Origin of the sequence: Cryobacterium sp. TMS1-20-1, from assembly GCF_004402355.1 — a bacterium.
In the GTDB taxonomy this organism is placed as follows: domain Bacteria; phylum Actinomycetota; class Actinomycetes; order Actinomycetales; family Microbacteriaceae; genus Cryobacterium; species Cryobacterium levicorallinum.
Genome location: NZ_SOGF01000052.1, coordinates 20,230 through 31,883 on the forward strand (window position 1 = coordinate 20,230; position 11,654 = coordinate 31,883).

10 protein-coding genes are annotated in these 11,654 nt (G+C 64.9%); 8 read left to right on the forward strand and 2 right to left on the reverse strand.

Translation table 11 applies throughout. The features are described from left to right. Positions 1-32: 32 nt before the first annotated feature. From E3O45_RS11385 to E3O45_RS11420, 8 genes are all read left to right on the forward strand, one after another. Positions 33-1,139, forward strand: coding sequence for a BMP family protein (locus E3O45_RS11385; protein WP_134443502.1), 1,107 nt, complete (start codon positions 33-35; stop codon positions 1,137-1,139). 98 nt (positions 1,140-1,237) lie between these two features. Continuing rightward, positions 1,238-2,758, forward strand: coding sequence for an ABC transporter ATP-binding protein (locus tag E3O45_RS11390; RefSeq protein ID WP_134443503.1), 1,521 nt, complete (start codon positions 1,238-1,240; stop codon positions 2,756-2,758). Continuing rightward, entirely contained in the window at positions 2,755-4,026 is a 1,272-nt protein-coding gene (locus E3O45_RS11395) for an ABC transporter permease (protein WP_241985333.1), read from the forward strand. The genes E3O45_RS11390 and E3O45_RS11395 overlap by 4 nt, the downstream gene beginning before the upstream one ends. After that, positions 4,023-5,315 carry an ABC transporter permease gene (locus tag E3O45_RS11400; RefSeq protein ID WP_134443504.1) on the forward strand — a complete coding sequence of 431 codons (1,293 nt, stop codon included), beginning with the start codon at positions 4,023-4,025 and terminating at the stop codon, positions 5,313-5,315. The genes E3O45_RS11395 and E3O45_RS11400 overlap by 4 nt, the downstream gene beginning before the upstream one ends. Before the next feature lie 5 nt (positions 5,316-5,320). Further along, a complete protein-coding gene (locus E3O45_RS11405) occupies positions 5,321-5,734 on the forward strand; it encodes a cytidine deaminase (protein ID WP_134443505.1) in 414 nt (137 codons plus the stop codon). Positions 5,735-5,801: 67 nt separating this feature from the next. Continuing rightward, complete coding sequence (locus tag E3O45_RS11410; protein WP_134443506.1) at positions 5,802-7,106, forward strand: thymidine phosphorylase; 1,305 nt, start codon at positions 5,802-5,804, stop codon at positions 7,104-7,106. Between the two features lie 460 nt (positions 7,107-7,566). Further along, positions 7,567-8,469, forward strand: a complete 903-nt coding sequence (locus E3O45_RS11415; protein ID WP_166789475.1) for a hypothetical protein — start codon at positions 7,567-7,569, stop codon at positions 8,467-8,469. Positions 8,470-8,527: 58 nt separating this feature from the next. Further along, complete coding sequence (locus E3O45_RS11420; protein ID WP_134443508.1) at positions 8,528-9,514, forward strand: aldo/keto reductase; 987 nt, start codon at positions 8,528-8,530, stop codon at positions 9,512-9,514. Between the two features lie 23 nt (positions 9,515-9,537). Here the strand turns inward: E3O45_RS11420 and E3O45_RS11425 are convergent, their stop codons facing one another. After that, complete coding sequence (locus tag E3O45_RS11425) at positions 9,538-10,353, reverse strand: aldo/keto reductase (protein WP_134443509.1); 816 nt, start codon at positions 10,351-10,353, stop codon at positions 9,538-9,540. Between the two features lie 9 nt (positions 10,354-10,362). Beyond that, the gene (locus tag E3O45_RS11430) at positions 10,363-11,571 is read right to left on the reverse strand and encodes an MFS transporter (RefSeq protein WP_104133311.1); all 1,209 of its coding nucleotides are present in this window, start codon (positions 11,569-11,571) and stop codon (positions 10,363-10,365) included. Positions 11,572-11,654 lie beyond the last annotated feature (83 nt).

Here is an 11,654-nt window from a genome sequence, read left to right on the forward strand (position 1 = left end):
CGATCTCGCTGGGCAGCACCCTGGAGGTCATCTTGACAATTTCGACCCGTAAGACCGTACTTGCCGGTCTTGCAATGTTCGGTACCGTGGCGATGCTCGCCGCTTGTGCTCAGGCGCCCGCAACCACCGACGACACCAGCTCCGCCGCCGCGAGCGACTTTCTGCCCTGCATGGTATCTGACGCCGGTGGATTCGACGACAAGTCGTTCAACCAGCTCGGCTTCGAGGGCCTCACTGAGGCTGCGGCCGCACTCAGTGTGACGCCGAAAACCGTGGAGTCAACGTCCGAGACCGACTACCAGTCCAACGTGCAGAACCTTGTCGACCAGGGCTGCAACCTCATCGTGACCGTCGGATTCAACCTCGCCGCGGCGACCGTTGAGTCTGCCTTGGCTAACCCCGAAGTCAACTTCGCCATCATTGACAATGATGCCGACCTCGACTTCGACGGCAAGGTCGACGCCCCGAACATCAAGCCGATCATCTTCGACACCGCCCCGGCCGCCTTCATGGCCGGCTATGCGGCAGCCGGCTACAGCAAGACCGGCGTCGTTGGAACCTACGGCGGAATGCAATTTCCGACCGTCACCATCTTCATGGATGGCTTCGCTGACGGCGTTGCGTACTACAACGAGCAGAACGGCACCTCCGTCAAGACCATCGGCTGGGACGTCGCCTCGCAGACCGGTTCGTTCACGGGTGGCTTCGCCGCCGGCGTCGAATCGCTCGCCAATGCGCAAGGCCTCATCGACCAGAATGCCGACGTGCTGCTGCCCGTTGGTGGACCGATCTTTCTGAGCGCGATTGAAGCGATCAAGAGCTCGGGCAAGGATATCGCCATGGTGGGCGTTGACGCTGACCTCTACGAGACCGACGCGACGAACAAGAGCCTGTTCCTCACCAGCATCCTCAAGGGGATCAAGGTCAGCGTCTTCGACGTCGTTTCCGGCGCTGGCGACGACACCTTCGACGCCACGCCGTACATCGGAACTCTGGACAACGACGGCGTGGGCATTGCCTCGTTCCACGACTTCGAATCCAAGGTCCCCGCGACCCTGGCCGACGAGCTCGACGCCATCAGAGCAGGAATCATCGACGGTTCGATCACGGTCGAATCGCCTTCCTCGCCGAAGCAGTAATACGCTGTAGTGACCTGGGGAGGCCGGATTGTCGGCCTCCCCATTTCAGTTCCCCCGCGCTTTTCCCCCGTCGCGCTCGACCCAGGAATTCAGGATCAATGAAGCTCGAACTTCGAGGCATCACAAAGCGCTTTGGTGCGCTGGTCGCCAACAACAACATTTCGCTCGTCGTCGAGTCGGGTGAAATTCATGCCCTCCTGGGCGAGAACGGCGCTGGTAAGTCCACGCTCATGAACGTGCTGTATGGCCTGTACATTGCCGAAGAGGGCGAGGTCCTGCTCGATAACGTGGTGCAGAAATTCGCCGGGCCGGGCGACGCCATGAAAGCTGGGATCGGTATGGTGCACCAGCATTTCATGCTCGTTCCGGTGTTCACCGTTGCTGAGAATGTCGTTCTCGGCCACGAACAGACCACCTTCGGCGGCCGCCTCGACCTCAGTGCGGCCCGAGCTAAGGTGCGGGAGATCTCTGACCGGTTCGGCTTCGACATCGACCCGGATGCCGTCATTGAAGACCTGCCGGTTGGCGTGCAGCAGCGCGTCGAGATCATCAAGGCACTGTCCCAGGACGCCAAGGTGCTGGTGTTCGACGAACCGACGGCGGTGCTCACCCCGCAGGAGACCGATGAGCTCATGACCATCATGCGCCAGCTCGCCGAGTCCGGAACCTCGATCGTGTTCATCACGCACAAACTGCGGGAGGTGCGCGCCGTCGCGGACCGCATCACGGTCATCCGCTTGGGAACCGTCGTCGGTGAGGCGTCGCCGACCGCGACCAACGCGGAGTTGGCCTCACTCTTGGTCGGGCGCGCTGTCGAGTTGACCGTACACAAGAACGCGCCAGAGTTGCGCGGCACCGCCCTGTCAGTGAAAAACCTCTCGGTGATCGATGCCCGCAACCAGATCGTCGTCAACAGCGTGAGCTTCGACGTCCAGGCCGGTGAAGTACTTGCCATCGCCGGCGTCCAAGGTAACGGCCAAACCGAACTCACCGAAGCGCTGCTTGGACTACAGCAGCACGTCACCGGGTCGATCGAACTCGACGGCAAGCCGTTGCGCGGCTACAGCGTGCGGCACATCCTTGATTCCGGAGTCGGTTTCGTTCCCGAAGACCGCACCGAAGACGGCCTCATCGCCGACTTCAGCATCGCCGAGAACCTCATGCTCGACCGCAGCTCCGGAGCGCCGTTCGTGAAGGCGGGCAACCTGCAGCTCGGGTTTCGAGCGAGGTTCGCCGCCGAGAAAATTGCGGAGTTCGACATTCGATCGCAGGGCAGCGATATGGAGGCCGGACGGCTCTCGGGTGGTAACCAGCAGAAGGTCGTGCTCGCTCGTGAACTGAGCCGTGATCTGCGTTTGTTCGTTGCGGCCCAGCCGACCCGCGGTCTTGACGTGGGTTCGATCGAATTCGTGCACACCCGCATTATCGAAACTCGCGACTCCGGAATTCCGGTCATCGTGGTGTCCACCGAGCTCGACGAGGTCGTCGCTCTCGCAGACCGCATCGCGGTGATGTATCGAGGAGAGATCGTTGGAATCGTGCCAGGCAACACCCCCCGCGCCACGCTCGGCCTCATGATGGCCGGCGAGCACGCTCCGGAAATGGAGGGTGCGCTGTGAGCGACGCCACCGTACCGGCGGCTCCGGGCGCTCCCGGGTCCGGCCAGGGAAGGAAGGATGGGTCCGAGCGCTGGAACCAAACCCTGCGCGACATCACCGGCGGCAGCGCCATGATCTCTGTACTGGCCGTCCTCGTCGCTCTCGTGGTTGGGGCGATTCTGATCGCGTTCACCAACGAACGCGTGCAGGAGACGGCCGGATATTTCTTCTCCCGACCGACCGACCTGCTGCAGGCTGTCTGGGACTCCGTCGCGGGCGCCTATTCCGCGCTGTTCCAGGGGGCAATCTACAACTTCCGGGCGAGCAGCTTTCTCACCGCGATTCGCCCGCTGACCGAGACACTCACCTTTGCGACGCCGCTGATCGCGGCCGGGCTCGGTGTGGGGCTCGCTTTTCGCGTGGGCATGTTTAACATCGGTGGTCGTGGACAGATGCTCATCGCCGCCGGGGCCGCTGGCTGGGTCGCTTTCGCGGTTGAACTGCCAGCCGGTATCCACTTGATCGTCGCCGTTCTGGCCGGCCTGCTTGGTGGGGCTATCTGGGGCGGCATCGTGGGCTTGCTCAAGGCTCGTACCGGTGCCCACGAGGTGATCGTCACGATCATGCTCAACTTCGTCGCGCTGTACCTGATTCAGTTCCTGCTGCGCACCCCCGGTGCGCTACAGGCGCCTGGCAGTAACAACCCGAAGACACCGGCCATGGCAGCGACCGCGGTGTTCCCCGATCTGTTCGGGCCGCGCTACAACCTGCACGCCGGTTTTCTCACCGTCATCGCGGCCACCATCTTCGTCTGGTGGCTACTCAGCCGCTCAAACCTCGGGTTTCAGTTTCGTGCCGTCGGGCAGAACCCCGGCGCAGCCAGGGTCGCCGGCATCAACGTGAAGAACGTCTACTTCTGCGCCATGGCCATCTCGGGAGCGCTCGTCGGCCTGGCCGGCGTCAACCAGGTGCTGGGGACCCTGACCACGGGCTTCAGTTCCGGAATCGACGCCGGCATCGGCTTCGACGCCATCACCGTCGCCCTGCTTGGTCGTTCAAAGCCCTGGGGTATCTTCGCCGCCGGCATTCTCTTTGGTGCGTTCAAGGCCGGCGGGTTCGCCATGCAGGCGGCTGAGGGTGTGCCAATCGACATCGTCGTCGTCGTGCAGGCGCTGATCGTGCTGTTCATCGCCGCGCCGCCGCTGGTGCGTGCCATGTTCCACCTTCCGACACCGGGCACCACCAAGAAACCCAGGATTCGCAAGACCAACGAGGTGGTGGCGAAATGAGCACGATCACACAGAGCCCCGCTCCGGCTTCGGCCCCGGTCGTGAAGCTGACGGCGCAGATTCGCAGCTGGAAGATTCCGATCACCTTCGGCGGATTTGCCGCGCTGTCGCTGACCCTGTTCGTGTTCCTCGGACGCGGCCAGCGCGGTGAGCTGAGCACCTTCCGCCTCTCGGAAGCGCGCGACCTGATCCAACTGCCAGAGGTGGCCCTGCCAACCTTGGCTACCGGAGTGTTCGTGGCCATCGCGCTCGTGCTCATGGCTGCGGCGTCGGCCTGGCTGGTCTATCGTCACACCAAGATCCCGATTGTCTTGACCATCCTGTTCGCGCTGCTATTCCTGGTGGGCTTTCTGGCCTGGGCGGCATCGGGTTCGACCATTCCGGTGCCCGGACTGCTGATCGGAACGGTCACCCTGAGCGCCCCACTCATCTTCGGTGCCCTCGGCGGGGTGCTGTCCGAACGCGCCGGCGTCGTCAATGTGGCCATCGAGGCGCAGCTCCTGGCCGGAGCCTTCAGCTCCGCGGTCGTCGCCTCCGCCACGGGGAACCCCTACCTAGGCCTGCTTGCGGCGATGGTGGCTGGGGCGCTCGTCTCCATGGTGCTGGCCGGGTTCGCGCTCAAGTACCTCGTCGACCAGGTCATCGTCGGTGTCGTGCTCAACGTTCTCGTGATCGGGCTCACCAGCTTTTTGTACTCGCAGGTGCTCGCACCCAGCGCCACCCTCAACTCACCGGACGTCTTTCCCCGGCTGAACATTCCGTTGTTCAGCGAAATCCCCATCATTGGCCCGGTGCTGTTTCGCCAGACCATCATCGTCTACGCCATGTACGTTGCGGTCGCGCTCGTGTTCTTTGCCCTGTTTCGCACCAAGTGGGGCCTGCGCGTGCGCGCCGTGGGTGAACATCCGCAAGCCGCCGATACGGTTGGCATCAACGTCAACCGCACTCGCTTCGTTGCCGTCACCCTCGGCGGTGTCATCTCGGGCTTCGGCGGGGCGTACTTCACCCTCGGCGCGGTCGGTGCGTTCAACAAGGAGATGACCAACGGCATGGGCTTCATCGCCCTCGCCGCGGTGATCTTCGGCCAGTGGCATCCGATCAAGGCGACCCTCGCAGCGCTTCTGTTCGGATTCGCGACGAACCTGCAGAACGTACTGGGCATCATCGGCTCACCGGTACCGAGCGAATTCATGCTCATGCTGCCCTACGTCGTGACGATCTTCGCCGTTGCCGGGTTCGTCGGCCGCTCAAGGGCACCCGCCGCTGACGGAAAGCCGTACATCAAGTGAGTGATGTGAGCATCGACTGGCCGCTGCTGCGCGCGCAAGCCCTCGCCGCTATGGCCACAGCTTATGTGCCGTACTCCAAGTTTCCGGTCGGCGTCGCGGCGCTCGTCGATGACGGGCGAGTGATCAGCGGATGCAACGTGGAGAATGCCTCCTACGGCCTCACCCTCTGCGCGGAGTGCGGCCTGGTCTCCGCGCTGCACCTCAGTGGTGGCGGCCAGCTCGTCGCGTTCACCTGTGTCGACGGAAATGGCGGCATCCTCATGCCGTGCGGCCGCTGCCGCCAGTTGCTCTACGAACACTCCGCGCCGGGCATGCTGCTCGAAACGGTCTCCGGCGTCAAAACCATCGACGAGGTGCTGCCGGATGCCTTCGGGCCGCGCCAACTCGCCGACTATCGCGCCAGCGCAACTTCGTCGTAGCCGTTGGGCTCGTTCAGCCCGGTCGTCAGGATTTTCCATTGTGTAATCGGCTCTGAAGGAGTGCACCATGAGCACCATCGAAGCGTTTGACGCCGTCGACCTAATTCACACCAAGCGCGACCGCGGCGAGCTGACCACACCGCAAATTGACTGGCTGATCGACGCGTACACCCGTGGCTACGTCGGCGACGAGCAGATGGCCGCCATGACCATGGCGATCTTTCTGAACGGCATGAGCCGCAGCGAGATTCGGGCTCTGACCATGGCCATGCTCGCGAGCGGTGAGCGGATGAGCTTCGACGGCCTCGGTAAGCCGACCACCGACAAGCACTCCACCGGAGGCGTCGGTGACAAGATCACGCTGCCGCTGATGCCGCTCGTCGCCGTCTTCGGCGCGGCCGTGCCGCAGCTGTCCGGCCGTGGCCTCGGTCACACGGGCGGAACGCTCGACAAGCTCGAGTCGATTCCGGGCTGGCGCGCCAACCTGAGCAACGCCGAAATGTTCCAGCAGTTGCAGGAGCTCGGCGGCGTGGTCTGCGCGGCCGGCAGTGGCCTGGCGCCGGCCGACGGCAAGCTCTACGCCCTGCGTGACATCACCGGAACGGTTGAGGCGATCCCGCTGATCGCATCGTCGATCATGTCGAAGAAGATCGCCGAGGGTACTCAGGCCCTCGTACTCGACGTTAAGTTCGGCTCGGGCGCCTTTCTCCAGGACATCGAGCGGTCGCGGGAGTTGGCCCGCACGATGGTCGAGCTGGGCGAGGATGCCGGGGTGGCGACATCCGCTTTGTTGACCAATATGAACGTTCCGCTTGGGTTTGCCATCGGCAATGCCAACGAGGTGCGCGAGTCGGTGGAGGTGCTCGCCGGCGGCGGGCCCGCCGACGTTGTCGAGCTCACCGTGGCCCTGGCCGAGGAGATGCTCTCGCTCGCCGGAATCACCGGTGTCGATGTGGGCGCGGCTCTGAAGGATGGCCGAGCCATGGACAAATGGCGGGCCGTGATTCGCGCGCAGGGTGGCGACCCGGATGCCGCGTTGCCGGTCGCGCGCGAGACTCACGTTGTGCTCGCCGAGCGCAGCGGCGTGCTGGTGGAACAGCAGGCGCTGCCTTTTGGTATCGGTGCCTGGCGACTCGGTGCCGGGCGCGCCCGTAAGCAGGATCCCGTGCAGCATGCCGCCGGAATCGACCTGCACGCCAAGCCCGGCGACACCGTGGTGAAGGGCCAGCCGCTGTTCACGCTGAGCGCCGACGAGCCCGCCCGGTTCGCCCGTGCGCTCGAGGCCGTTGAGGGTGCCTGGCGCATCGGCGACGTGGGGGAGCCCGTGCAGGATGGCGGTCCGCTGATCGCGGAGCGGATCGGGAGTCGCTAGCAGCGAGGCCCGCCACAACGTGCGGGCTGCTCGCGACGCGATTCCCGGGCGCACATTCGGCTGGGTCATCGTGGGCGGCCATTTCGCAGTTCTCCTGGTTGAGTGGCCGTGGTTGTTACCCTGAGTAGGAGCGCCAACTCTGGAGTGCGCGCTCTCGCCGTCAATGCGGATTCGAGGTGCCAACTTCTGCCCCATGGTTCTCGTGAGGCGCCAACTTTTACCTCATGGCGAGCGTTGATGGGGCAAAAGGTGGCACCTCGGGTGTGCTGGGCCGTGGTCAGGGGGCAAAAGGTGGCACCTCGCGTGTGCTCGGCCGAGATTGACCTGTGGAGTGGCGCGCTTCCCCGGGCGACCCTGTGGAGTGGCGCGCTTCCCCGGGCGACCCTGTGGAGTGGCGCCCGACCCATTGCACCCTGTGGATAACCGTCGGGTGGGTCACCGTTCGTGGCACTCTCAGGCCATGTACATCCAAACTCCTCTTCCTCCCGGCTTCGATTCCGGCGCGTTCACCTTTGGAGCGGCCCGGGCGGCAGGTGTCTCGGCCAAGCGCCTGCGGTCACGCGATGTAGAGCATCCGTTTTGGGGTGTGTGTGTTGCCGCTGGCACCGTTCACAACCTGAATGACCGCTGTCGGGCACTTCACAAACGGATGCCTGCGGGTGCCTTCTTCAGCCACGCCACAGCTGCCCGCCTGCACGGCATGCCCCTGCCGGCCGACCTGGAGGCCGACCCGCTTCTTCACGTATCGGTGATCGACCCGGATCGGACTCTGCGACTAGCCGGGGTCAACGGACATCGTGTGGCGACGTCCCCGGGAGTGCGCAGCGTGGCGGGGCTGCCGGTGCTCGAGCCGATTTCGGCGTGGTGCCAACTGGCATCCGTTCTGGAATTGAATGATTTGGTAGCGGCCGGAGATCACCTGCTGCGACCGGAGCTTGGACTGGCAACCGCCCCCGAGATTGCCGCGCGGGTGGTGCAGTATGCGGGGAATCGTGGCGCTCTGCGTCTGCGGGTGGCCGAGGCGATGATTCGGCCGCGGGTGGAATCCCGAAGGGAAACGTTCCTGCGTCTGTTCCTCGTCATGTGCGGCTTTCCTGAACCCGAAACGAACCGGGACATTCCCCTGCCGCGCGGCAAACGACGCGTTCGCGGCGACCTGGTCTATTTTTGCTACAAAGTGCTCGTGGAGTACGACGGCGAGCAGCACCGCACTGATACGGCGCAATTCAACCGCGATGCCGAACGCCTGCATGACCTGCGCGAGGCCGGGTGGCTGGTCATCACCGTGCGCAAGGGCTCGACGAAGGAGTGGGTGCAGGGCGCCGTCGATGCTGCGCTCCGGTCGCGGGGGTGGCGCCCGTAGCCGGGCCGGCGGCCAAATGGTGCGGTAGCGATGTGCGGCGGGTGCCTAAGCTAGGGATATGCAAAAACGCACCCTCGGACGTACCGGCCGCACTGTTTCCGTGATCGGCCTGGGTACCTGGCAACTCGGAGCGGACTGGGGAGCGGTATCCGACGCCGACGCGACCGGCGTGCTCGCCGCATCCGCTGATGCCGGTGTCACCTTCTTTGACACAGCGGATGTCTACGGCGACGGCCGCAGCGAGCGGCTGATTGGCCAATTTCTCGCCAATGAGGCCCTCGGCGCGGAAATTACGGTGGCCACCAAGATGGGCCGCCGAGTCGAACAGCTGGCCGAGAATTTCGTGCTCGCCAATTTTCGCGCCTGGACCGACCGCTCCCGCACGAACCTCGGCATGGACACTCTCGACCTGGTGCAGTTGCACTGCCCGCCGAGCGCTGTCTACGACTCCGGCGAGGTCTACGACGCGCTCGACACCCTCGTCGACGAGGGCGTCATCGCCAATTACGGGGTGAGCGTGGAGACCTGCGACCAGGCCCTCGCCGCGATCAGCCACCCCGGCGTCGCCACGGTGCAGATCATCCTGAACGCTTTTCGCCTCAAGCCGCTCGACGAGGTGCTGCCGGCCGCACGCGCCGCCGGGGTGGGCATCATCGCCCGGGTTCCGCTGGCCAGCGGGCTGCTGACCGGCAAATACACCGCCGACACGGTCTTCGCCGAGAGTGACCACCGCAACTTCAACCGGGACGGCAGCCACTTCGACGTCGGTGAGACCTTCTCCGGCGTCGACTTCGAGGTCGGCCTGCAGGCCGCGACCGAGTTTGCCGCCCTCGCCCCGGTCGGCCTCACGCCGGCCCAGGCAGCCCTGGCCTGGGTAGCCCAGATCGACGGGGTGAGCGCCGTCATTCCGGGAGCCCGCTCGGTCGCCCAGGCGCAGGGAAACGCGACTGCCGGCGTAGCCGAACCGCTTGACCTCGCCTTCAACGAGGGCGTTCAGGACATCTATGACCGGCTCCTGCGGGAGCAGATCCACCCGCGCTGGTAATACGTCGGCCGGTCGCCTCTTGTTCAGTCGAGGTCGTCGGGGTCCGTTCCGGTGCGCTCGCCGCTCTCGAGCGCCGCAATCTGCGCAAGATCGTCCGGCTCGAGCACAATGTCGAACACGTCGATATTGGCGCGAATGCGTGCCGGGGTGACCGACTTGGGAATGACGATGTTGCCGAGCGCGAGGTGCCAGGCGATCACGATCTGCGCGGCTGATTTGCCGTGTCGGGCGCCGATCGCATCGAGGATCGGGTTGCCGATTGCGCGCCCGCGGGCCAGAGGCGACCACGCTTCGGTACGGATGCCGTGGGCCGCGTCATAAGCGCGAACCTCCGTTTGCGGCAGCCACGGGTGCAACTCCACCTGGTTGAGAACCGGCACGACGTCGGTTTCGGCCAGGAGTCGGTCGAGGTGGTGCGGGTGAAAATTCGAGACCCCGATCGAGCGGGCCCGGCCGTCGGCGCGCAGGGCTTCGAGGGCGCGATAGGTTTCGACGTAGCGATTCTGCTGCGGTGCCGGCCAGTGGATCAGGTACAAGTCCACGTAGTCCAGGCCCAGCTTGGCCAGGCTCTCGTCGAAGGCCTTCATCGTTTCGTCGTAGCCGTGGCGGTCATTCCACACCTTGGTCGTGACGAACACGTCCTCCCGAGGCACCCCGGAACGCGCGAGCCCCTGCCCGACGCCGACCTCGTTCTCATAGAGTGCTGCGGTGTCGACGTGACGGTACCCGGCCTCGAGCGCGACCTGCACGGTGTCGGCGGCGATGGCATCCGCTACCTTATACACCCCGAGACCGAGCTGGGGAATCACGTGGCCGTCATTGAGCGTGAGGGAAGTCATCCCTCAATGTTACGAGACCTGCACCTGGATGGGCTCAGTGTCGGGAATGGGGCTGATATCGCGCCCGCGCAGGTCCGGGTGCCAGCGGCGGCCGAGCGCTGGGATGATGCAGCCGAGGCCCGCGAAACCGGCGGCGACGTAGATCGCCGACACCGGGCCGGAATGGTCGATCGAGAACCCGGCGATGGCGGAGCCCATGGCGGCGCCGATCAGCTGGCCGGTACCGACCCAGCCATAGGCTTCGGCGGTGTCGCTGAATTTCACGCTCGCCGAGACGATGCCGAAAAGAACAGCGAAGGCGGGCGCGATGCCGACCCCGGCCAGGAGCAGCGCGAGGGAGAGCCACCAAAAGGTGAGCCACAGGCTCGCCAGAATTAACCCGATGGTGACGATGAGCATGCGGGTGGCGAGGGCCCAGGGGCCGATCGGAGCGTGTCCGAGTGCCAGGCCGCCGATGAGCGAACCGATCGCGAAGATGCCGAGCACCCAGCCGGCGTCGGCGCTGCCGTGGCCGAACACCGCAACCACACCGGCTTCGACCGCGGCGCAGGCGGCGACGAGCGTGAAACCGACGACCGTGCTGAGCAGCACCTCGGGTTTTTTGAGCACAACGCCGAGCTTGCGGCGGCTGCGCGGGATGCGCACCCGGCCTACCTCGGGCAGGGCGACGAACCAGATTCCGCCGGCGACCAGGAAGAATGCGGCGAGCAGGATGCCCGCGGTCGTCGATACCTGCAGCGCCACGAAGGTAGCGATCACCGGGCCGAGCACCCAGATGATCTCCTGCGCCGAGGCATCCAGCGAGAAGAGCGGGGTGAGCTGGCGGGAGTTGACGATTTTGGGGTAAATCGTGCGCACGGCCGGTTGAATCGGCGGGGTGGACAGGCCGGCGACGAATCCGATCAGCATGAGGTTCAGCACCGACAGCGAAATCAGCGCCATCACGATGATCGACACCGCGCAGATGAACATGGTGGCGATGATCACCGGGCGCATGCCGAGTCGGCCCATCAGCCGGCTGGTGAGCGGCCCGGCGATGGCCTGACCGATGCTCATGGCACCGAGAACCAGTCCGGCCGCGCCGTAGGAATCAAAGATCCGCTCAATGTGAATGAGGAAAGCGAGGGAGAGCATTCCGAAGGGAAAACGGGCCGTCAACTGCGCAGCGATGAGGCGGGATACGCCGGGCGTGCGCAGAAGGGTCCAGTAGCTTTTCACGATTTCAGTCTACGGCGGGGCCGATTGAAAACCGGGGCGGGCAGCTGACCGCGAAAATTGCGAGGCTGGACAAACCCCAGCTA

What these genes read in the sequence shown, in the direction of transcription:
- E3O45_RS11415 (WP_166789475.1), top strand. Translation starts at nt 7,567, where the DNA reads ATGTACATCCAAACTCCTCTTCCTCCCGGCTTCGATTCCGGCGCGTTC.
- E3O45_RS11425 (WP_134443509.1), bottom strand. Translation starts at nt 10,353, where the DNA reads ATGACTTCCCTCACGCTCAATGACGGCCACGTGATTCCCCAGCTCGGT.
- E3O45_RS11400 (WP_134443504.1), top strand. Translation starts at nt 4,023, where the DNA reads ATGAGCACGATCACACAGAGCCCCGCTCCGGCTTCGGCCCCGGTCGTG.
- E3O45_RS11390 (WP_134443503.1), top strand. Translation starts at nt 1,238, where the DNA reads ATGAAGCTCGAACTTCGAGGCATCACAAAGCGCTTTGGTGCGCTGGTC.
- E3O45_RS11420 (WP_134443508.1), top strand. Translation starts at nt 8,528, where the DNA reads ATGCAAAAACGCACCCTCGGACGTACCGGCCGCACTGTTTCCGTGATC.
- E3O45_RS11410 (WP_134443506.1), top strand. Translation starts at nt 5,802, where the DNA reads ATGAGCACCATCGAAGCGTTTGACGCCGTCGACCTAATTCACACCAAG.